We start from the raw sequence: 21173 nt of genomic DNA, 5'->3' as shown, positions 1-21173 counted from the left end.
CTCGCGTACCCAAGGCCGCTGGACCGGGTGCCCGCGCGGCCCGATGTGCCGCCGCGCCCGGCCCCCGCACGACGTCAGGAACGGGCCAGGACCCCGCGACGTCAGGAGCGGGCCAACACCATCGCGATGATCCCGGTGCCGACCGCGAGCATCCACAGCACGTCGAAGGCCTTGCCCCGGACGCGGAGCAGTCCGATCTCCCGGGAGGGGATGCTGAGCCGCATCAGCGCCCCGACGATCATCCCGGCTCCCATCAGGCAGCTTCCGGCCTGCCACAGCCCCAGGGCGATCAGGACCACCCCGACGGCCATGATCCCCACCACGATCGCCAGCCAGGTCCAGCGCAGTCCGGGATCGTGCCGGGTGCGGTCCGGTCCGGTGAACGGGACCCCGGGCGGAGGCACGGTGCCCGGCGCCGGCGGATCGGGAATGATCGGCACCTGCGGACCGACCGGCCCCTCGACGGGCAACGGCTCTTTCGTCGTATCGGCCGCCGCACCACCGGCCGCCACTCCGGAGTCGTTCCGCCCGGGGTCGGCGGGGGCATCCTCCCGGGCCACCTCCGCTTCCGCTGAGCCGAACGGCGCCCCCACCGAACCGAACGGCACATCCCGGGGGAGACCTCCGCGGCTGGGCTGACTCACCGGGAGGACTTCTCCGCCCGCTCCACCACGTTGGCGAGGAGCATCGCCCGGGTCATCAGGCCCACCCCGCCGGGGGTGGGTGCCACCTTCGAGGCGATGTCCCACACGGACGGGTCGAGGTCGCCGACCAGGCCGGCGTCGGTGCGGGTCATCCCGACGTCGACAGCCACGGCGCCCGGCCGGAGCATCTCGCCGGTGATCAGGCCCGGGCTCCCGGCGGCCGCCACGACGATGTCTGCCTGCCGGGTGTGCGCGGCGAGGTCCCGGGTGCCGGTGTGGCACAGGGTGACGGTGGCGTTCTCGGTGCGGCGGGTGAGCAGCAGGCCCAGCGGCCGGCCGACGGTGGTGCCGCGGCCGACGACGCAGACCTCGGCACCGTTCAGCTCGACGTCGTTGCGGCGCAGCAGGTCGACGATGCCGCGCGGGGTGCACGGCAGCGGCGCCTCGACACCGAGCACCAGCCGGCCCAGGTTCGTCGGGTGCAGGCCGTCGGCATCCTTGGCCGGGTCGATCTGCTCCAGCGCCCAGTTGTCGTCGAGGTGGGACGGCAGCGGCAGCTGGACGATGTAGCCGGTGCAGGCCGGGTCCTCGTTCAGCCGCGCGATCGCCTCGGCGAGCTGGTCCCGCGAGGTGTCCTCCGGCAGCTCGACCTGGATGGAGGCGATGCCGACCTCGGCGCAGTCGCGGTGCTTGCCGCGGACGTACGCCCGGCTCCCCGGGTCGTCGCCGACCAGGACGGTTCCGAGACCGGGGGTGACGCCGTTCTCGACGAGCGCGGCCACGCGGGCCTTGAGGTCCTCCTTGATCGCCGCCGCGGCGATCTTGCCGTCCATCTTCGTTGCCGTCATCGAGTTTCTCCTCCGCCGGGTGGTCGAGGTGTGACGTACGTCCCGGGCCGTCCGCCGCACGCGTATATCCGCCGCACGTGTATAGCAGCCTAGTGCCACCGTCGTCGGGGTCCGCAGGCGAATCCGGCCGGCCCTCCGGCCCCCGCCGGCGGGGGCCGGACGCCCCGCGACGCGGACGTCAGTGGAAGAAGTGGCGGGTCTTCGTCAGGTACATCGTCACGCCGGCCGCCTTGGCCGCCTCGATGGTCTGGTCGTCGCGGATGGAGCCGCCCGGCTGGACGATCGCCTTGACCTTCGCGTCGAGGAGGATCTGCGGGCCGTCGCTGAACGGGAAGAACGCGTCGGAGGCCGCGACCGACCCGGCGGCCCGGTCACCGGCCCGCTGGACGGCGAGCCGGCACGAGTCGACCCGGTTCACCTGGCCCATGCCGACACCGACCGAGGCGCCACCCTTGGCCAGCAGGATCGCGTTGGACTTCACCGAACGGCAGGCCCGCCAGGCGAACACCAGGTCGCGCAGGGTGGCCGCGTCGGCGGCCTCCCCGGCGACGAGTTCCCAGTTCGCCGGGTCGTCGCCCGCGGCGTCGATCCGGTCGGGCTGCTGCAGCAGTGTGCCGCCGGAGATCGGCCGCAGATCGACCGGCCGATGCGTGTACGGCGCCGCGGTGAGCAGACGGACGTTCTTCTTCGCCGAGAGGATCTCCAGGGCGCCGTCCTCGTAGCCGGGAGCGATCACCACCTCGGTGAAGATGTCCTTGACCACCTCGGCCATCGCGACCGACACCGGGCGGTTGGTGGCGATGACGCCGCCGTAGGCCGACAGCGGGTCGCAGGCGTGGGCCTTCGCGTGGGCGTCGGCGATGTCGGTGCCGACCGCGATGCCGCAAGGATTGGCGTGCTTCATGATCGCCACCGCCGGCTCGTCAAAGTCGTACGCGGCACGGTAGGCGGCGTCACCGTCGGTGTAGTTGTTGTACGACATCTCCTTGCCGTGGTGCTGCACCGCCTGGGTGAGCCCCGCGGGGCCGTCCTCGCTGGCGTACAGCGCCGCGGCCTGGTGGGAGTTCTCGCCGTAGCGCAGGGTGCCCCGCTTGGTCCAGGCGCCGCCGATCCAGGCCGGGAAGCCGTCGCCGTCGGAGGAGTCGGTGAGCACCGAACCCATCCAGGAGGCCACTGCGATGTCGTACTCGGCGGTGTGGACGAACGCGGCGGCGGCCAGTCGCTGGCGCTCGGCCAGGGTGTAACCACCCTCGGACAGCGCCCGCTTGAGGTCGTCGTACTGGTCGGCCGCGGTGATGATCGCCACGCTGGGGTGGTTCTTGGCGGCGGCGCGGACCATCGACGGCCCGCCGATGTCGATCTGCTCGACGCACTCGTCGGGGGTGGCGCCGGAGGCCACCGTCTCCCGGAACGGGTAGAGGTTGGAGACCACCAGGTCGAACGGGGCGACCCCCAGCTCGACCAGCTGGTCGCGGTGGGACTGCAGCCGCCGGTCGGCGAGGATGCCGGCGTGGATCTTCGGGTGCAGGGTCTTCACCCGTCCGTCGAGGCACTCCGGGAAGCCGGTGACGTCCTCGACCGGGATCACCGGCACACCGGCCTCGGCGAGCTTCCGGGCGGTGGAGCCGGTCGAGACGACCTCGACGCCGGCCGCGGTGAGGGCGCGGCCGAGATCCTCCAGACCTGTCTTGTCATAGACGGAGACCAGGGCTCGCTTGATGGGGAGCCGCTCGGGCGTTACGGACATCGGACCTTCTTCCGTGGGTGTTTCGGGACAGTGGACGTTGTCGGATCGGCCGGTGGAGGAGCAGATGGAAGGAGCGCCTCGGATCAGCCGCGGGGGATATCGGCGGGGGTGACGCCTTCCGGTGCGGTCTCGGCCCGCGCGGTGTCGGCCAGGGCGGCGACGGCCTCGATCAGCAGCCGACGCTCCTCGACCTTGATCCGCTCATGCAGGGTCTCGACGGTGTCGTCGGGCAGCACCGGGACCGCCGCCTGGGCGATGATCGCGCCGGTGTCGACACCCTCGTCGACGAAGAAGACGGACGCGCCGGTGACCTTGACCCCGTACGCCAGGGCGTCCCGCGGGCCGTGCGTGCCGGGGAAGGACGGCAACAGGGCGGGGTGGGTGTTGATCATCCGACCCCCGAACCGCTCCAGGAAGGCCGGGCCGACGAGCTTCATGAACCCGGCGCTGACGACCAGGTCCGGGGCGTACCCGGCGACCGTGTCGGTCAGCGTACGGTCCCAGGCGGCCCGGTCGTCGCCCCGGCGCAGCGGGACGACGAAGGTCGGGATCCCGGCCGCCCGCCCACGCTGCAGGCCGTAGGCGCTCTCCCGGTCCGCCCCCACCGCCACCACCCGGACGTCGTGGGCGGCCGCCCAGGCCGGGTCGGCGCAGGCGTCGAGCAGGGACTGCAGCAGGGTGCCCGAGCCGGACACCAGGACGACAACGGAATACGCCACGGAGGGCAGCCTACTCAGCCGGGTCCGGGCGGTCAGCGGCGTCCGCCCCGATCACAGGGTCCGCCCCGATCGCCGGGGTGGGGCCGACCGACCGGGCCGCCCGCCGCCCGGCCAGCCACCGTACGATCCCGACGCCCAGACCGGTCACCAGTCCTCCCGCGGTAGTGAGGGTGACGGCCAGGACCAGCAGCTCCAGGGGGCGCGGGCCGAGCCCGACCAGCCGCGACATCCCCAGGTCCCCGCGGGTGCTGAGGCCGATGCCGGTGACCAGCAGGCCCAGCAGCAGGCCGACACACCCGCCGAGCGCGGTGGCGGTGTCGGGCCGGATCCGGCGCCGCTCCCGCAGGAACACCCAGGCGGCGAGGCCGCCGGCCACCACCCCGCCGGCCAGCCAGGCCAGGCCGAAGGGCGTCCCGGGACCGGCCGGCGGGAGCGCGGCGGCGATCGGCCAGCCGGGCAGCAGACCGACGTGGGTGTCGCTCGGGGAGACGAGCGAACCGTCACCGAGACCGAACCCCGCACCGAGGGTGTAGCTGACCGCCCAGACGATGCTGGTGGGCAGGTAGGCCGCCTGGGCGACGAGCGCGCCGAGACCACCGACGACACCGCCGCCGAGCGCGCCGGTGAGCACGGTCAGCTGGCCCCAGTGCGCGACGAGGCCGGTGACGAGTGCCGCCGATCCGACCACGGTGAGGGTGAGCAGGCCCACGGCCAGGGCCCGCAGCAACTGCCGCCCCCAGCCCGGCGACCGGAAGCCCGTCCGTCGGCCGGAGGTCCTGGCGCCGGCCCACCCGACGCCGACCGCGGCGAGGACGACGGCACCGCCGAATCCCGCCGCACCCTGGCGGGGGTTGCCGAGGGCGAGGCCCACGCCGCCCACGATGGCGGCGTAGGTGAGGGTGACGAGGACGCCGCGGACGAGCAGCGTGGCCAGGCGAGGCTCCTCGGCGTCCCGCAGCCGGCGGAGCACCTCGCCGCTGACCAGGGTGAGCAGCCAGAGCAGGAGCAGGCTGATCCCGTACGGCACGAGGGTCCATCGGGTGCCGTCGACGTACAGCCCGCCGCCATGGCCCGCCAACCAGAGCTGGGTCGAGACGGCGATCACGTCACCGTACGATCCGACCGGCGCGGTCAGCCAGGCGACGGAGGCCAGCGCGGTCAGGGTGACCCAGCCGACCATCGCGGCACCCGCACCGGCCGCCAGGATCCACAGCCACCCGGGACGACGAGCGGGGGCGGCCAGCGGCACCTCGGTGGGCGGGAGTTCCGGGCGTACGCCGGTCACGCCCTCGACGAGGTCATCGTGCGGCTGGTCCGCGGCCCGGGCGCGCCCGTCGCGGGCCGTCCGCGGCGCCCCACCGGGCCGGCCGAGGTCCGGGCGGGTGCGGGGCGGGGTGTTCCTGTTCTGGCTCATATCGGTTCCATGCTGTCGTGCAAGGCAAGGACGGGTCGCTAAAGACACGCCCCACCGGGTAATGTCGACACGACCAGTGACCGTCCGGGATGTCTGGGTCGCTGCGGGGGCGACCGGCGTCCGGCATCGCTCCGCCGCGGACCGGTGGGATCGATGCACCGGATCGGCACGCCGGACTGGAAGGACTGAAGTGGACGACAACGTACCCGAGGTGCCTCGGCCCCGTCGCGCGGCAGCCCCGCCGCCCGAGGAAGGTCCGGAGCCCCCCGAGAACACGGGTGCCGACCGTCCCCGGCGAGCACGCCGAGCGCTCGGCCCACTGCCGGAGGACGACCACCCCACCGAGACGTCGCGTCCGTCCCACCCGTCGAGTCCCCGCCGAACGGCGGGCCCCCAGCCGACCTCGAGTCCGTATCGGGCACCCAGTGGCCGCCCTGCCCCCGGTCCCGCTCCGACGCCGAGCCCCTATCCGGCCCCGAGCCCGTTCCGGCCGTCCAGTCCCGGTCGCCCGCTGAGTCCGACCAGCCCCACCGGCCCCACCCGCAGCGCCGGACCCGAGCCGCTGCGCCCCGGCCCACAGCCGCAGCGCAGTGCCGGTCCCGGCCGACCCGACTCCGGCAGTCCCGACCGACCGACTCCCCCGAGCGGCGCCGGAGCAGTCCCCGGTCCCGCCTCCCCCGGCCTCCCGACCAGCCCCACCAGTCCGGCCGGCCCGGCCCGGCCCACAGCACCGTGGGTCCCCTCCGGTCCGGTGGCGCAGCCCTCGGCCCCCAGCACCGCAGCGACCGGCTCGTTGCCCCGGATCCCGTCGCCCGCCACACCCCCACCGAGTCCCGGTCCCGTCACGTCCCCGACGGCCTCCCAGGGCCCGCTGACGCCGTCACTCACCGAGACCGGCATCACCGCCGCCATCACGGCGGAGCAGCAGATCTGGGCCCCTCACGGTGGCGAGGGTGGGGCGGCGGCCCCGACACCCCCCACCGGCTCCCCGGCCAGCACCGGTTCACCCACCTCCCGGTCGTACGACACCACCGGGCTGACGCCGGCCACCCAGGCCACCGGCCAGCTCCCGATCACCGACGCCACCGGCCGGATCCCGGCCACTCCCGCCGCGGATGCCGAGCAGCGCCCGCCCGCGGGCTCCGCGTCCGCAACATCGCCGGCCCGCGCAGCATCGCCCTCCCACGCAGCCGAGAGCTCGACCACCGCTTCCCGGAGCGCGACCCCGGCCGGCGCGGGCACCCCACCGCCGTCACGGGGCAGCGGCCCCTCGCGGGCGGTGGACGGCGACCACCGGGGCTGGGCCAGTCGCCGCAACCTCCTCATCGGCGCGATCGCCGCTGTGGTGGTCATCGGCGTCATCGTCACCACCGTGCTCTTCCGCGGACGGACGAGCGGCCCGGCGGCCACCGGGTCCCCGACCTTCTCCGGGACCCCGGTGATCTCCGCCGCCGCCCTGCTGACCACCGACGACGCACGCCGGCTCGATGATAAGGTCACCTGGACCGAGACACTCACCCAGAGCCGGGTGGACGCCAGCACCCCCCGCGCGAACTGCCTGACGACGGATGCGCAGGGAGTGCCGCTCCCCCAGGCCGCCATGGTGCGCAACCTCCAGGGGGGCGGGGACGCGAACACGAACGTCCTGAACGAGGCCTTCCAGTTCGGCTCGGTGCAGGATGCGACCACGGCGGCCACCATCTGGACCACGCAGCTCGGCGCCTGCGAGCGCCCGGTGAGTTACCTCGAGGGCGGCTGGGCGGTCAGCAATGTCGGTGACAGCTCCGCCGGCGTCTCCGCGGTGGTGCAGGACAAGACGTCGGTCCACCACACGGTGATGCTCAGCCGCAGCGGCACGGTGATCACCGTGGTCGACGCGAGCCGCCCCAACACGACCCCCGACGGGGCGGTGGTCGCCGGTCTCCTCGGCACTGCGGTGGGACGCACCTGCCAGGCCGCCGGTGGGGCCTGCGCCACCGATCCGTCAGCGACCGACGGCGTGCCCCCGAAGACCGCCAGCAACCCCGATTTCCTGGCGAACGCGGATCTGCCGCGGATCACCCCCGGGACCGGCCGCTGGGGTGGGACGGATGTCGCGACCAGCTTCGACTTCTTCGGCAGCCAGTGCGAGGGCAAGGACCTGGCCAATGTGGCCGGGCCGACGGCCCGCAGGCACCGCGCCTACCTGATCCAGGAGGATGCCGCCGCACCGCAGACGTTCGGGGTGGACGAGTACATCCTCACCTTCCCCGATCGCCAGAGCGCCGATGCCCTGGTCAAGGACATCAGCGGTTCGATCGACGGCTGTGACAAGGCGATGCTGACCGCCAAGGTGGACAAGACCGATGACCTGTCGGCCAAGGGCGCCGGGGACAGGGCCGTCACCGGCCGGAGCTGGGTAGTCACCCAGCAGGTCAACCAGACCTCGAAGCAGAAGTACCGCCTCGCCCTGGCCCAGATCGACAACTCGGTGATCTACCTGCTGGTCCCGACCGGTGACGCGTACGACTTCACCAACGCCCAGTGGAAGGCCCTCGGCGAACGCGCCGGGGTCCGGCTGAGCAGCACGCTGTGAGTGCTGTGAGACATGCGCTGTGAGTCACCGGCGCCGGACCTCCGGACCTGACGAGCAGAAGTGACCGAACGGGGCTCCCGGGATGACCCGGGAGCCCCGTTCTGCTGTCTGCAGCAGGACCGCTGCGACCCGTCAGGACCTCACAGCCCCAGCTCCGAGATCAACTCCTTCGCCAGCTCGGCGGTCTGCGACGGGGTGCTGCCCACCTTGACGCCGACCGCCTCGAGGGCCTTCTTCTTGGCCTGCGCGGTGCCCGCGGAGCCGGACACGATGGCGCCGGCGTGCCCCATCGTCTTGCCCTTCGGGGCGGTGAAGCCGGCCACGTACGCCACCACCGGCTTCGTCACGTGCTCCTTGATGTAGGCGGCGGCCCGCTCCTCCGCGTCGCCACCGATCTCACCGATCATCACGATGACCTTGGTCTCCGGGTCGGCCTCGAACGCCTCCAGCGCCTCCACGTGGGTGGTGCCGATGATCGGGTCGCCACCGATGCCGACGGCGGTGGAAATGCCGATCTCCCGCAGTTCGTACATCATCTGGTAGGTCAGCGTGCCGGACTTGGACACCAGCCCGATCGGGCCAGGCCCGGTGATGCCGGAGGGGATGATCCCCGCGTTCGACTCGCCGGGCGACTGGATGCCCGGGCAGTTCGGGCCGAGGATGCGGCTGGTGCCCTTCGCCTTGGCGTACGTGTAGAACTCCGCAGTGTCGTGGACCGGGACGCCCTCGGTGATCACCACGATCAGCGGGATGCCCGCGTCGATCGCCTCGATGACCGCACCCTTGGTGAACTTCGCCGGAACGAAGATGACCGAGACGTTCGCCCCGTCCTTCTCCATCGCCTCGGCGACGGTCGCCCTGACCGGCACGGCGGCGTGGCCACCGGCCCAGGTGAAGGCCAGCGACTGGCCGGCCTTCTTCGGGTTGGTGCCGGCCACGACCCTGGCGCCGGAGGCGAGCATCAGCTGGCCGTGCTTGCTGCCCTCCGAGCCGGTGAGGCCCTGGACGACGATCTTGGTGTTCGAGTCGATAAGGATGGTCATCAGTTCTTGCCTTCCGGGGCATCGCGGAGTTCGTCGACGGTGGCGACACCGGCCGCCAGCTTGGCGGCCTTGAGGGCACCGCCGTCCATGGTGGTGGCGATGACGACGACACCGGCCAGCCGCTCCCGCGCCTTGCGCAGCACCTGCCGGCCGCCCGCAGCGTTGTTGCCGTCGAGCCGCAGCACGAGCGGCTTGTTCGCCCGGTCGCCGAGCAGCTCGAGGGCCTGCACGATGCCCTTGGCCACCTGCTCACAGGAGGTGATGCCGCCGTAGACGTTGACGAAGACGCTCTTGACGTCCGGATCGGAGAGGATCAGCGACAGGCCGTCGGCCATCACCTCGGCCGAGGCGCCGCCGCCGATGTCGAGGAAGTTGGCCGGCCGCGGCCGGCCCGGCAGGTCCTCGCCGGCGTACGCCACGACGTCCAGGGTGCTCATCATCAGGCCGGCGCCGTTGCCGATGACGCCGACGTTGCCGTCGAGCTTGACGTAGTTGAGACCCTTCTCGCGGGCCTGCTGCTCCAGCGGGTCGACGGCCGTCGTGTCGGCGAGGGCCTCGTGGCCAGGGTGCCGGAAGGCGGCGTTGTCGTCCAGGGTGATCTTGCCGTCGAGCGCGATCATCGAGCCGTCGCCGGCCCTGATCAGCGGGTTGACCTCGACCAAGGTGGCGTCCTCGTCGCGGAACACCTCCCACAGCTTCTTGAAGATCGCCTCGAGGCCGGGACGATCGGCCTCGTCGAAGCCGGCCGCGGCAGTGATCTCGGCGGCCTTGGCGTCATCGATGCCGACAAGCGGATTGATCCCGACCCGGGCCAGCTGGTCCGGGTGCTCGACCGCGAGGGTCTCGATATCCATGCCACCGCTGCGGGAGCACATCGCCAGGTAGCGGCGCTCGGAGCGGTCGACCAGGATCGAGAAGTAGTACTCCTGGGCGATGTCGGCGCCTTCGGTCACCATGACCTTGTGGACGGTGTGCCCCTTGATGTCCATCCCGAGGATCTGGCCGGCCAGTTCCTCCGCTTCGTCGGCGGTCCGGGCCAGCTTCACGCCGCCCGCCTTGCCGCGACCGCCGGTCTTGACCTGAGCTTTGATGACGGCCGGCCAGCCGAGTTCTTCGGCGACCTGTCGGGCCTCGGCAGGAGTGGTGGCGGTCTGGGCCCGCATCACTGAAACGCCATAGGACTCGAACAGGTCGCGGGCCTGATACTCGTACAGATCCATCGCGATCCTTTCGCCTCGACGGGCAGCGCGAGCGCACCGCCCTCGCCCCGGCATCGGCGCTCGGGGCATGCAACGGCGTTGAGTCTAATGCCGTGGGTTCCGGGACAGCAGGGGCCCTCCTCCCCCTCCCCGGCCGGCTTCGTGTCGCCCGGCGTGAGCGAGGCCCGGACGCAGCCACGGACGAGTCGGTACCCGAGGACATGCCCAGGACAACGACAAGGCCGGCCGGCGATCCCCTGCGGGGGACCGACCGGCCGGCCGGGATCTCGGCGGTGTCACCCGCGGAGCCGGGCCACTCCCCCGGACCTGCGAGCCTCCGTGTCGCCGCGACGGTCAGGCGGCGTGGGTGTGCACGTTCTCCCGGACCCACTCCACGATGCTCTCCATCGTGGTGCCGGGCGTGAAGATCCGCGCCGCCCCCATGTCCTGCAGCGGCTGGATGTCCTCCTCCGGGATGATCCCGCCGCCGAAGACGACGATGTCGGCGGCGTCCTGCGCCTTGAGCTGCTCCAGGACGTCCTGGAACAGGGTCAGGTGAGCACCGGAGAGCACCGACAGGCCGATGCCGTCGGCGTCCTCGGCGATCGCGGTCTGCACGATCTGCTCAGGGGTCTGGTGCAGACCGGTGTAGATGACCTCCATGCCGGCGTCGCGAAGGGCGCGGGCCACCACCTTGGCCCCGCGGTCGTGGCCATCAAGGCCGGGCTTGGCGACTACCACTCGAATCCGTGCGTTCGTATCCACGCGCCATAGCCTAGCCGGGCAGCTCCGGCCGCGAGGGGCGCCCCCGTCAACTGCCTGTGCCGCTTCCACCAGCCGGTCCGGACCGGCCGGGTCACCCACCGCGGCAGCGTCGGTGTCGGTCGCCGACCCCCTCCTCCGAACCGGCCGGACCCGCCAACCCCCCTACGGGAAATGTGATCTTGTGCACATTTGCCGCCGCACCCCGGCACTGATCCCCCGACTTTCGGCTACCAGGGGGCCCGATCGACGGCACCCCGATTTGGCTCTCGGTTTACCAATCCGTTATGTTCGCCGAGGCGTTGTTCCACCCGTGAGATACCGACGTCGACCGGTCAGCCGAACCAAGGAGAGCCCGTGTCACGGATCCCGACACCTCCGTCGCATCCCCGACGCGCCGTCGCCGACGAGCCGACGGGATCGACCTTCGGATCCGCCCGCACCTCCCTGGCCGCCCTCCGCGACCGCTTCCAGCAGCCCGGCACCGACAGCGCCCCCGGACGTTACGCCGAGATCGACGGCACCGAGGAGACCGACGACAACCGGCACACCCTCAACACCAGCCTGGCCGCCCTGACCGTCTCGGCGCTCGGCCTCGCCGTGGCCGGTGCGGTCACCCTGACGTCGAACGCGCAGGCCGCCAACCCGGAGGCCGTACTCGCGGCGCGGCAGGGCACCGGATCCTCCCCGAGTGTCGCGCAGCCGGCTCCCGCGTCCCCCGGTGATACTTCCGGCGGTGGCGGCGCGGCAAACACGTCGGACGGCCAGTCCCCGGCGGGCCAGGGTGGCGGCCTGGAGGGACGGTCCACCGACGAGACGTCCCGTACGGCGGCCCGTACGGAGCTCGACGCGGCGATGGGTGCCCAGCTGGCGACCGAACGGTCCAAACAGCTGTCGGCCGCCAACGACACCGCCGCCCAGGCCTCCATCTCCAAGGCGTCGGCCTCCCGCTCCGCACTGCTGAACGATGCGAAGAAGGCCACCTCGGCCCAGAACGACCAGCTGAAGAACCCGCCGACGGGCACCCTCAGCGCCAACGCCGCCCGCGCCGCGACAATGGCCATCGCGGCCTCCGGTGGGGGCGGCGCGACGCCGTTGAAGGCCGGCACCTACACCCTCGGCTCGCCCTTCGGTGCCGTCGGATCGTGGTCCCGCTACCACACCGGTCAGGACTTCCCGGCCCCCATCGGCACTCCGATCTACGCCGCGGCCGACGGTGTCGTCGCCCCGGCGAACGGCGGTTCCTGGGCCGGCACCCATGTGGTCATCGACCATCCCGGAGGCGGCGCGACCCTGTATGCGCACATGTCCTCCACCGCGGTCCAGGTGGGCCAGCAGGTGAAGGCCGGTCAGCTGATCGGCTACGTCGGCGTGACCGGCCGGTCCTTCGGCCCGCACCTGCACTTCGAGTACTACCCGAACGCCAAGACGGTCGGCGACCCGTACACTGCCGCCAACCCGGTGCCCTGGCTGGCCGCCCGCGGCGTCGCCATCTGACCTCTGCGGCTGATCCGATCTCCGCGCCGAGCCGCTTGCTCCGCTCCTAGAGCTTCTCCATCGGCGCGTGCCGCAGCGAGAGCCGCTTCACGCCCAAGGAACCGAAATCGACGTCGGCCTTGGCCTTCTCCCCCGCCCCCATCGTGCTGATCACGGTGCCCAGTCCGAAGGACGTGTGCAGCACCCGGTCGCCGACCGCCACGGCATCCACGTGCGGGCCACGCGGAGGCTGACCGGATCCGAAGATCCGGCCGCCCTCGGTCCGGTCCCGGGCCGACGACGTACGGGCCGCGGCCCGGATCTCCCAGGTCGATCCCGGTTCGACGAGACGGCGCCAGTCCACCAGGTCGGCCGGCATGTCCGCGATGAACCTGCTCGGCGGGTTGTACGACGGCTGCCCCCACTGCGTCCGCACCACCGCGCGGGTGAGGAAGAGCCGCTTGCGGGCACGGGTGATCCCGACGTACGCGAGTCGACGTTCCTCCTCCAGCTCGTCGGGATCCTCCAGGGCGCGCATGTGCGGGAACACGCCGTCCTCGAAGCCGGTGAGGAACACCGTGTCGAACTCCAGGCCCTTCGCGGTGTGCAGCGTCATCAGGGTGACCACGCCCTCCTCGTCGCCCTCCGGCACCGAATCGGCGTCGGCGACCAGGGCGATCCGTTCCAGGAACGCCGGCAGCGAGTCGTCCGGTTCCGGAGCCCCGCCACCCAGCCCGCCGAGCTCCGCCGACACCGCCGGCCGATCGGCGTCCGGCGTGGTGCCGGAGGCGCCGGCGACCGTCCCGTCGTCGGGCGCCTCCGCGCCGACGGGCCCCCGGTCGCTGCCGATGGTCGGGTCCTGGCCCGGCCCGCCCTCGAGGTCCGGGTCGGTGGCGAGCGGGGTACCGGTCTCCGGGTCGATCGGCCGGCCGGTCTCGTCGTCGATGTCGACGACGTGGGCCTGGGCGACGAACTCCTCGGCGACCGCCATGAACTCGGTGAGGTTCTCCAGCCGGCTCTCGTCCTGCAGGTCGGTGCTGTTGCGCAGCGTGTCGACGTAGCCGGAGGCCTGCAGGATCGAGGCGAGGATCTCGTCGGCCGCGGCTCCCTCCGCCATCAGGGTGCGGTGGTCGGCCATCATGGTGGCGAAGCCCCGCAGGTTCGTGGTCGACCGGGTGGCCAGCCCCTCGATCTCGTCGAGGCGGTCCAGCGCGCTGCCGAAACTGATCCGCTCCCGGTCGGCGAAGTGTTGGACCTGCTCCTGCGCCCGGTCCCCGATCCCCCGCTTGGGTTCGTTGACGATGCGGCGTACGGAGACGTCGTCGTGCGGGTTCGCGATGGCCTTCAGGTAGGCGATCGCGTCGCGTACCTCCTTGCGCTCGTAGAAGCGCACCCCGCCGACCACCCGGTACGGCAGCCCGACCCGGATGAAGACGTCCTCGAAGGCCCGGGACTGGGCATTGGTCCGGTAGAACACCGCCGTCTGGCCGTACCTGGTGGTGCCCGCGTCGACGAGCCGGTCGATCTCGTCGGCGACGAACTGCGCCTCGCCGTGTTCGGTGTCGGCCACGTAGCCGACGATCTTCTCCCCTTGGCCGGCGTCGGACCAGAGCCGCTTCTGCGGCCGGCCGGGGTTCTTGGCGATCACCGCATTGGCCGCGGAGAGCACCGTCTGGGTGGAGCGGTAGTTCTGCTCCAGCAGGATCGTCCGGGCGCCGGGGAAGTCCTGCTCGAAGTCGAGGATGTTGCGGATCGTCGCACCTCGGAAGGCGTAGATCGACTGGTCGGAGTCGCCGACGACCATCAGCTCGGGCGGGTCCATCGGGACGATCCCGGCCTCCGGAAGCCCCTGGGCGGTCTCCGCACCACACAGCTCGCGGACCAGCGCGTACTGGGCGGGGTTGGTGTCCTGGTACTCGTCGACCAGCACGTGCCGGAAGCGCCGCCGGTACTTCTCCCGGACCTCAGGGAACTCGCGGAACAGCCGGACGGTCTCCATGATCAGGTCGTCGAAGTCGTACGCCTCCGCGGCCCGCAATCGACGCTGGTAGTCGGCGTACACGCTCGGGTAGAGCTCTTCCTGCCCGCGTGGCGCCCGCCCGGCCGCTCCTTCGGGGCGGACCAGCTCGTTCTTGCACGCGGAGATCCAGTTGAGCAGCTCGCGCGGCTGGTAGCGCTTCGGATCCAGGTCCCGCTCCCGGCAGATCATCTGCATCAGCCGCTTGGAGTCGGCGGTGTCGTAGATGGAGAAGTTCGCCGAGCGGTCGAAGTGACCGATCTCGGCGCGCAGGATGCGGACGCAGGCGGAGTGGAAGGTCGACACCCACATCACCCGGGCCCGCGGGCCGACCAGTTCCACCACCCGGGACCGCATCTCCGCGGCGGCCTTGTTGGTGAACGTGATGGCCAGGATCGACCCCGGATGCACGTCGCGTACGCCGACGAGGTAGGCAATGCGGCGGGTGAGGACCCGGGTCTTACCCGATCCGGCACCGGCGACGACGAGCACGGGAGCGCCGGCGTGCACCACCGCCTCGCGCTGCGGGTCGTTCAGCCCCGCGACCAGTTCCTCCGGCGTCACCCGGTGCCGCCCGCCGTCCCGCGGGCGTCCAGCACCGGCCGGCCCGCTCTCCCGGACCTGGCCGCGGTCCGCCATGACGCCCCCGGTGACGTCGCGCCCGACGTCACCGGGGCCGCTGGAGCCCGCCGGCTCCGAGGTGTCCGGGCGCTCCTCGGGACGCCCACCGCGCGCCGACGCCGGGCCGCGTCGGGTGGGCGTGCCGAGGGTGGCGCCGAGGGTGGCGCCGAAGGCGGGGAACAGGGTCGGCGAGTCAGCTTCGTTCATGGCACCGTCCAGCCTAGATGGTGTCTGGCGCTATTTTGGTGGGCATGCCAGAGCGTCGAGGGGTCGCACCGACCGGGCCGGCACGCCCCCGGGCCCGGGCCTTCCCGGTCAGCCCCCTGCCGCGGATCGTGAGTCCGCTGCCGCAGATCCGCCGCGTGCTGACTCGCCTGGTCACCCTGATCGGGCTCCTCCAGGCGATCAGCATCGCCGGGCTGCAGGTGGCCGCTTACCTGCGCAAACGGCGCCAGGGCCCGGCACGGTTCCCGCGCACCCCTCCCGAGGAGTTCACCACCGCGGAGGGCACCGCGACGATCTTCACCTATGGGCAGGACCTCTACGACGACATGCTGGCAGCGATCCGCTCCGCCCGGCACAGCATCTACTTCGAGACCTTCATCTGGAAGGGCGACGAGATCGGCCAGGAGTTCAAGGACGCCTTCATCGCGGCCGCCGAACGTGGCGTCGAGGTGTACGTGGTCTGGGACCACTTCGCCAACCTCGTCGTCGACCAGCGCTTCTTCCGCTTCCCCCCGGCGGTGCATGCCCGCCGGCACCCGTTCTACCTGCGCTGGCCGCGCGGCTGGCGACTCGGCAAGTTCGCCCGCAACCACCGCAAGGTGTTGGTCGTCGACCTCGAGACGGCCTGGGTGGGCGGGTACAACATCGGCTCCCGGTACGCGAGCGACTGGCGCGACACCCATGTCCGGCTCACCGGTCCGGTCGCCCCCGATCTGGCCGACGCGTTCGTCGACTACTGGAACGCGATCGGCGGGCCCCGGGGCGAGCACCTCGACGAACCCCGGGGCCGCGCCTGGCACACTGCCTCACGGGTCCACCGCAACGTCCCGATGTATGCGACCTACCCGATCCGCGGGCTGTATCTGGAGGCCATCGACCGGGCCGGTCAACGCATCTGGCTGACCCATGCCTACCTGATCCCCGACCAGGACCTGCTCGACGGCATCCTCAAGGCCGCGGCGCGTGGGGTCGACGTCCGGATCATCATCCCGGCGGAGTCGAACCACATCGAGGCGGACTGGCTGTCGCGCGGCTTCTACGGGACGCTGCTGCGCGGCGGCGTACGACTCTTCCTCTACCAGCACGCCATGGTGCACTCCAAGACGGCGACCATCGACGGCGAGTGGGCGACGATCGGCACGGCGAACCTGGACCGGCTGAGCCTGGTGGGCAACTACGAGATCAATGTCGAGTTCATGGACCCGTCGGTCGCCCAGCGGATGGAGACGATCTTCTCCACCGACCTGACGAACTGTCGGGAACTGACCCTGCAGGAATGGCAACGCCGGCCACTGATGGTGAAGGTCTCCGAGGAGCTGCTGCGACCTTTCCGGCCGTTCCTCTGACCGGCCGGCCCGCGGCCGATCCGCCGGCCCCAGCGGGATCGGCGCCCTGAGAGCCTCCTGGTCCGGTGGGGGTCATCCCCCCAACACACCCCTTCCTGCCGCGGCATCGGTGACCTGGGCCACCCCCTCCCCTAGAGTGGTGCCCATGACAGAGCTTCTCGTGCCTCTCGCCCTCAACGTCGGTTGGTTCGGTCTCATCATCATCGGCCTCGTCGCCGGTGCCATCGCCAAGGCGATCCTTCCGGGCAACGATCCCACCGGCTGGGTCGTGTCCCTCATCCTCGGTGTCGTCGGCGCGCTCGTCGGCGGCTGGATCGGCAGCCTCTTCGGTATCCAGGGACACGGCTTCTTCTCGCTGTGGACGTGGATCCTCGCCATCGTCGGCTGCATCATCGTGCTGTTCATCTATGGCCTGATCACCAAGAAGAGGGTCTGAATCGTCCGCCGTCCGCAACCTCACCCACAGGAGCCCTCGCCGGGTCACCGGTGAGGGCTCCTGTGGCGTCCGGATCCGCCGGTCCTCAGGCCGGTCCGATCCTCAGACCAGTCGTCGGTCGTTGGCCCACCGCGCGAGCTGGTGACGGTTGGACAACTGCAGTTTGCGCAGCACACTCGAGACGTGCGTCTCGACCGTCTTCACCGAGATGAACAGTTCCTTGGCCACCTCCTTGTAGGAGTAGCCGCGGGCGATCAGGCGCAGCACGTCCCGCTCCCGCGGGGACAGCTTGTCGAGGTCCTCGTCGACGCTGGCCACGTCGATCGATCCGGAGAACGCGTCCAGGACGAACCCGGCCAACCGCGGTGAGAACACCGCGTCCCCACCGGCGACTCGTTCGATCGCCTCGATCAGCTCATCGGCATTGATCGACTTCGTCACGTAGCCACGGGCCCCGCCACGGATCAGCGAGATCACGTCCTCGGCGGCGTCGGAGACCGACAGCGCCAGGAAACGTACGTCGGGGTGGCGCTGATGCACCTGGCGCAGCACCTCGACCCCGCCCCCGCCGGGCAGGTGGACGTCGAGGAGCACCACGTCGGGATCGGTGGCGAGGATGATCCGGACGGCTCCGGGTGCGTCGGCCGCCTCGCCGACGATGGTCACCCGGGCCCCGATCTCGTGCTTCACCCCGGCCCGGAACATGTCGTGGTCGTCGACCACGACCACCCGCAGCGAGCCGGTCCGCAGCCCCTCACGCGGTCCGGTCCCCTCGCCGTCCGGTGTCTGTGGTTCGGGTTGATGGGTCGTCATCGTGTCATCTCCAGTCGTACGTCGGTCCCCTGGCCCGGCGCCGAGCGGATCGTGGCCCGCCCACCGTGCCTCTCCATCCGTTCCATGATGCTGCGCCGGACCCCTTGCCGGTCGGCGTCGATCGCCTCGGGGTCGAATCCCTGGCCGCGATCACGGATGAACACCTCGACGGTATCCTCCAGCACCTCGGCGTACACGTCGACCCGGTCGACCCCCGCATGTTTCGCGGCATTCACCATCGCCTCACGGGCCGCCCGGACCAGCGCGTCCAGGTCCTGGGTCATCGTCGTGTCCCCCACCGTGACGAGTTCCACGTCGATGTCGTGCTCGTCCTCCACTTCCAGGGCGACGCGGCGCACCGCCGACGCCAGCGTGGTGTCGTCCGGCGGGCTGCCGTACAGCCACTCGCGCAGCTCCCGTTCCTGCCGCCGGGCGAGCCGGGTGACCGCCCGCGGGTCATGGGCCTGGCGCTGGATGAGGGCGAGGGTCTGCAGCACCGAGTCGTGCAGGTGGGCCGCCATGTCGGCCCGGGCGTCCGCCCGGATCTTCTCCTCCCGGATCCGGTCCAGCTCCGCGCGGGTGCGGAAGAACCAGGGGGCGCCGACCACGGCGACACCACCCAGGCTGAGGATCAGCACCATCATCAGCTCCGAGGTGCCTCCGCCGCCGGCCGGGTCCGGGACCACCAGGACGAACGCGACACCGAGGAGCAGCAGACCGGCCAGGGCTCCCAGCAACGACCCCAGACGAGCCCCCCGCGACGGGGCCTGACCCGCGCCCTCGCGATTGCCTCGCCAGGTGCCCATCGAGTCCGCCTCGCGCCAGATCACGGCCACCCCGGCGCTGGCCAGCATGACCGGCCAGAAGAACGCCCACGGCATCCCGAAGCGGGTCATCTGCACCAGCCACAGCACGCCGCCGCCGAAGAGGGCCATCGCCAGGGCCGCACCCATGTCGATGCGGCGGCGCAGCCGGCGCGGCACCGTACGGGCGCCGGTCCGTGCAGCGGATTCCAGGCCCGGCGCGGACGCCCGGGGCGGCTCCGGCGGCAATGCCACCCACAGCACCGCGTACACCACGGCACCGACGAACTGGGTCATCGTCAGACCGACGAAGGCCAGCCGCAGCAGCATCACCGGCCAGCCGAGGTGTTGGCTCAGGCCGGCGCAGACCCCGCCCAGCCAGCGGCCGTCGTCGACCCGATAGGCACGGCGCCGCTCGGGCTCGGCCGGCGGTCCCGATCGCGGTGTCACCTCCCGCCGCCCGTCGGAGGGCACGCCCGGGCCTCCGGCCGAGGGCACGGCGGGGCCCCCGGGCGACGGCACGGCGGGGCCCCCGGGCGACGGCGCACCCGCACCGGACCCTGACCTGGGTGCGGAATCCTCCGCAGCACCGGTAGGGTCCCCTGGGACGGGCGAGAAATCATCCATGGTGGATCCAGCAAACCACGCGTCGCTGACAATGCCATCCCCCGGACCCTCGTCCCGGCGAAGATGGGGGATGTGCCCGATGGTCCGTTCCTCGGACGCGAGACAGGATGGGGGCATGGAGCCGGCGACCACGATGCATCGACCCGCGACCGGAGCACCGATCGCGGGTGTCTGTGCCGCCATCGCCGACCGCACCGGGATCGATCCGCTGATCATCCGGGTCGCGGCCGTCGTCCTCGCGGTGAGTTCCGGCATGGGCGTGGTGCTCTACCTCGCGGCCTGGGTGCTGATCCCGCTCGAGGGACACGAGCGCGGTCCGCTGTTGGAGACGTTCCCGGTCCTGACCCGTGCCCCCCGCTGGGCGTTGATCACCGCCGTGGCCGTCGTCGTCGTGGCGGTCGCCGCTGCCCTCGGCAGCGTGACATCGCTCTCCCTGTTCCCGGCGGTGGTCCTCGGACTGGTCTACTACTTCGGGGTGCACCGGCCCCGACGGGAGCGGTCCCTGCCGCGCTCCGGTGTCCCGCCGTTCGTGCCGCCCGGCCCCGCGGACCGCTCCGCGCCCGGTGCCGGTGACCGCCCAGACCGCACCGACCATTCTGGCACCGCCGAGCCGTACGGACAGCGGCCGCGTCTGGATCGGATCCAGCCGTTCGGCGCCCCTCCGCAGACCTCGGCCCCGCAGTCCTCGACATCCCAGCCCTCGGCGGCCCGATGGCCCGAGGGGGACATGCCCACCGCGGTCCGGCCGGTCCCCGGCGCCGCCGCGCCCTCCGGCGGAGCCACGCCTCCGGCGACCCCGAACCGGGCGTACGACCCGGCGATGAGCAGCTACCTCACCAATCCCGACCCGATCGGCCTGTACGCCCCGCCACCGCCGCGCCCCCGTGCTCCCCGGCTGCCCGACCCGCAGCGGGTGGGCAAGCGGACTCTTGCGCTGGTCACCCTGACCTCGGTCGGCCTGTTGTGGACCGTGCTGTCCCTGCTCGTCTCGACCGGACACGCGGTGCCGGCCTTCGTCTGGGCGGCGTCGGCGCTCGTCGTCGTCGGTGGAGCACTGGTGGTCGGTGCCTGGGTGGGCAGGCCCCGTGGGCTGATCATGGCGGCGGTGATCCTCGGCCTCATCGCCACCGTCGGCGCCTACCAGCACGACCACCCGCGGTTGACGGGTGACCCCGGCCGGGCCGCCGCGCCGGTGTCGGTGGTGTACACCGACGAGCAGACCCTCCCGCCCGCCGACAACTGGGACTTCGGCCGGGTCACCGTGGACATGTCACGGCTGGAGACCACCCGTGACCTCAGCTACGACGCCCATATGGGGGCCGGCTCGCTGACCGTCCTGGTGCCCGCCGATGCCCGGGTGGTCGTGAACGCGCAGGTCGGCATGGGCACCCTGCAGCTGGGCGACCAGTCCACCACTTCGTCCTCCCAGGAGAACGCCACTTCGACGGTCCTCTTCCCCGGTGCCCCCGGCGCGCCCACGATCACCGTCAACGGGAGTACCGACCTCGGTGAACTGGTGGTGAAGAGCCGATGAGCACCCGTCACACCACGCCACGGCGCCCCCGACGCCGCGCCGACGTGCTGTCCCTCGTCCTGGGTCTGCTGGCGATCATCTACGGCGGCGCGATGCTGTGGACCCGGATGGTGCATCCCTTCGACCGGGACCTGATCGGCATCGCCGCCCCGGCGTGCCTGGTCATCATCGGCGTGATCGGGCTGCTGGCCAGCGGCAACCGCGGCTGAGCGCGCGGCATCACCTGGCCCAGGGGCCACTGCGGGCAGACAGCCTCGGGGCGTCGAGCCGGAGGACGGCTCCCTGGCCAGGGAGCACGGCGGCCAGGGAGCACAGCGCGGCCGT

The 21173-nt window shown here is 71.8% G+C and carries 18 protein-coding genes; 6 read left to right on the top strand and 12 right to left on the bottom strand.

Going from position 1 to position 21173, the window contains the following annotated elements:
• Positions 1 to 101 precede the first annotated feature (101 nt).
• The 6 genes from R0145_RS04350 to R0145_RS04325 form a co-directional block, all read right to left on the bottom strand.
• Positions 102 to 644 carry a DUF3017 domain-containing protein gene (locus tag R0145_RS04350; protein ID WP_317839188.1) on the bottom strand — a complete coding sequence of 181 codons (543 nt, stop codon included), beginning with the start codon at positions 642 to 644 and terminating at the stop codon, positions 102 to 104.
• Positions 641 to 1492: a bifunctional methylenetetrahydrofolate dehydrogenase/methenyltetrahydrofolate cyclohydrolase gene (locus R0145_RS04345; protein WP_317839187.1), complete on the bottom strand. Its 852-nt coding sequence runs from the start codon at positions 1490 to 1492 to the stop codon at positions 641 to 643. Before R0145_RS04345 ends, R0145_RS04350 begins: the two co-directional genes overlap by 4 nt.
• 178 nt (positions 1493 to 1670) lie before the next feature.
• Positions 1671 to 3239, bottom strand: a complete 1569-nt coding sequence (gene purH, locus R0145_RS04340; RefSeq protein ID WP_317839186.1) for a bifunctional phosphoribosylaminoimidazolecarboxamide formyltransferase/IMP cyclohydrolase — start codon at positions 3237 to 3239, stop codon at positions 1671 to 1673.
• An 83-nt stretch (positions 3240 to 3322) separates the two neighbouring features.
• Positions 3323 to 3958 (bottom strand): phosphoribosylglycinamide formyltransferase, encoded by a 636-nt coding sequence (purN, locus tag R0145_RS04335; RefSeq protein WP_317839185.1) that lies wholly within the window; start codon positions 3956 to 3958, stop codon positions 3323 to 3325.
• Between the two features lie 10 nt (positions 3959 to 3968).
• Positions 3969 to 5372, bottom strand: a complete 1404-nt coding sequence (locus tag R0145_RS04330; protein ID WP_317839184.1) for a DUF6350 family protein — start codon at positions 5370 to 5372, stop codon at positions 3969 to 3971.
• Between the two features lie 939 nt (positions 5373 to 6311).
• A complete protein-coding gene (locus R0145_RS04325; RefSeq protein ID WP_317839183.1) occupies positions 6312 to 6725 on the bottom strand; it encodes a hypothetical protein in 414 nt (137 codons plus the stop codon).
• On the opposite strand from R0145_RS04325, the gene R0145_RS04320 reads away from it, so the two are divergent.
• On the top strand, positions 6718 to 7947 hold the full coding sequence (locus R0145_RS04320) for a hypothetical protein (protein ID WP_317839182.1): 1230 nt from the start codon (positions 6718 to 6720) through the stop codon (positions 7945 to 7947). The two genes, R0145_RS04325 and R0145_RS04320, sit on opposite strands and share 8 nt — an antisense overlap.
• Positions 7948 to 8087: 140 nt before the next feature.
• Here the strand turns inward: R0145_RS04320 and sucD are convergent, their stop codons facing one another.
• The 3 genes from sucD to R0145_RS04305 all read right to left on the bottom strand — a co-directional run bounded on the left by sucD (position 8088) and on the right by R0145_RS04305 (position 10954).
• Positions 8088 to 8990 (bottom strand): succinate--CoA ligase subunit alpha, encoded by a 903-nt coding sequence (sucD, locus tag R0145_RS04315; RefSeq protein WP_317839181.1) that lies wholly within the window; start codon positions 8988 to 8990, stop codon positions 8088 to 8090.
• The gene (gene sucC, locus R0145_RS04310) at positions 8990 to 10210 is read right to left on the bottom strand and encodes an ADP-forming succinate--CoA ligase subunit beta (protein ID WP_317839180.1); all 1221 of its coding nucleotides are present in this window, start codon (positions 10208 to 10210) and stop codon (positions 8990 to 8992) included. Before sucC ends, sucD begins: the two co-directional genes overlap by 1 nt.
• Before the next feature lie 333 nt (positions 10211 to 10543).
• Positions 10544 to 10954, bottom strand: coding sequence for a cobalamin B12-binding domain-containing protein (locus R0145_RS04305; protein WP_317839179.1), 411 nt, complete (start codon positions 10952 to 10954; stop codon positions 10544 to 10546).
• Positions 10955 to 11308: 354 nt separating this feature from the next.
• Between R0145_RS04305 and R0145_RS04300 the strand changes: the two genes are divergently transcribed.
• Complete coding sequence (locus R0145_RS04300; protein ID WP_317839178.1) at positions 11309 to 12448, top strand: M23 family metallopeptidase; 1140 nt, start codon at positions 11309 to 11311, stop codon at positions 12446 to 12448.
• Between the two features lie 46 nt (positions 12449 to 12494).
• On the opposite strand, the gene R0145_RS04295 is transcribed toward R0145_RS04300, so the two are convergent.
• On the bottom strand, positions 12495 to 15083 hold the full coding sequence (locus tag R0145_RS04295; RefSeq protein WP_317840141.1) for a UvrD-helicase domain-containing protein: 2589 nt from the start codon (positions 15081 to 15083) through the stop codon (positions 12495 to 12497).
• Between the two features lie 305 nt (positions 15084 to 15388).
• On the opposite strand from R0145_RS04295, the gene R0145_RS04290 reads away from it, so the two are divergent.
• Complete coding sequence (locus tag R0145_RS04290; protein ID WP_411742094.1) at positions 15389 to 16636, top strand: phospholipase D-like domain-containing protein; 1248 nt, start codon at positions 15389 to 15391, stop codon at positions 16634 to 16636.
• Positions 16637 to 16781: 145 nt separating this feature from the next.
• Complete coding sequence (locus tag R0145_RS04285; protein WP_317839176.1) at positions 16782 to 17072, top strand: GlsB/YeaQ/YmgE family stress response membrane protein; 291 nt, start codon at positions 16782 to 16784, stop codon at positions 17070 to 17072.
• Between the two features lie 102 nt (positions 17073 to 17174).
• Here R0145_RS04285 and R0145_RS04280 read toward each other — a convergent pair whose 3' ends face one another.
• Together R0145_RS04280 and R0145_RS04275 are read right to left on the bottom strand one after the other, a co-directional pair.
• Positions 17175 to 17885, bottom strand: a complete 711-nt coding sequence (locus R0145_RS04280; RefSeq protein WP_317839175.1) for a response regulator transcription factor — start codon at positions 17883 to 17885, stop codon at positions 17175 to 17177.
• On the bottom strand, positions 17882 to 19138 hold the full coding sequence (locus R0145_RS04275) for a PspC domain-containing protein (protein WP_317839174.1): 1257 nt from the start codon (positions 19136 to 19138) through the stop codon (positions 17882 to 17884). The genes R0145_RS04280 and R0145_RS04275 overlap by 4 nt, the downstream gene beginning before the upstream one ends.
• Before the next feature lie 292 nt (positions 19139 to 19430).
• Here R0145_RS04275 and R0145_RS04270 point away from each other — a divergent pair, with 292 nt between their 5' ends.
• Both R0145_RS04270 and R0145_RS04265 read left to right on the top strand, forming a co-directional pair.
• Positions 19431 to 20849 (top strand): PspC domain-containing protein, encoded by a 1419-nt coding sequence (locus R0145_RS04270; RefSeq protein WP_317839173.1) that lies wholly within the window; start codon positions 19431 to 19433, stop codon positions 20847 to 20849.
• Positions 20846 to 21058, top strand: coding sequence for a hypothetical protein (locus tag R0145_RS04265; protein ID WP_317839172.1), 213 nt, complete (start codon positions 20846 to 20848; stop codon positions 21056 to 21058). Before R0145_RS04270 ends, R0145_RS04265 begins: the two co-directional genes overlap by 4 nt.
• The last annotated feature ends 115 nt before the right edge of the window (positions 21059 to 21173 follow it).

This window comes from Raineyella sp. W15-4 (genome assembly GCF_033170155.1).
Lineage (GTDB): Bacteria > Actinomycetota > Actinomycetes > Propionibacteriales > Propionibacteriaceae > Raineyella.
This window is presented reverse-complemented; position numbering and strand designations above follow the sequence as displayed.

Excerpts from the sequence above, each read along its gene's own strand:
- R0145_RS04295 (WP_317840141.1), bottom strand. The coding sequence starts at position 15,083 with ATGGCGGACCGCGGCCAGGTCCGGGAGAGCGGGCCGGCCGGTGCTGGA.
- R0145_RS04265 (WP_317839172.1), top strand. The coding sequence starts at position 20,846 with ATGAGCACCCGTCACACCACGCCACGGCGCCCCCGACGCCGCGCCGAC.
- R0145_RS04345 (WP_317839187.1), bottom strand. The coding sequence starts at position 1,492 with ATGACGGCAACGAAGATGGACGGCAAGATCGCCGCGGCGGCGATCAAG.
- R0145_RS04280 (WP_317839175.1), bottom strand. The coding sequence starts at position 17,885 with ATGACGACCCATCAACCCGAACCACAGACACCGGACGGCGAGGGGACC.
- R0145_RS04285 (WP_317839176.1), top strand. The coding sequence starts at position 16,782 with ATGACAGAGCTTCTCGTGCCTCTCGCCCTCAACGTCGGTTGGTTCGGT.
- R0145_RS04270 (WP_317839173.1), top strand. The coding sequence starts at position 19,431 with ATGGAGCCGGCGACCACGATGCATCGACCCGCGACCGGAGCACCGATC.
- purH (WP_317839186.1), bottom strand. The coding sequence starts at position 3,239 with ATGTCCGTAACGCCCGAGCGGCTCCCCATCAAGCGAGCCCTGGTCTCC.
- sucD (WP_317839181.1), bottom strand. The coding sequence starts at position 8,990 with ATGACCATCCTTATCGACTCGAACACCAAGATCGTCGTCCAGGGCCTC.
- R0145_RS04325 (WP_317839183.1), bottom strand. The coding sequence starts at position 6,725 with ATGACCACCACAGCGGCGATCGCGCCGATGAGGAGGTTGCGGCGACTG.
- sucC (WP_317839180.1), bottom strand. The coding sequence starts at position 10,210 with ATGGATCTGTACGAGTATCAGGCCCGCGACCTGTTCGAGTCCTATGGC.
- R0145_RS04330 (WP_317839184.1), bottom strand. The coding sequence starts at position 5,372 with ATGAGCCAGAACAGGAACACCCCGCCCCGCACCCGCCCGGACCTCGGC.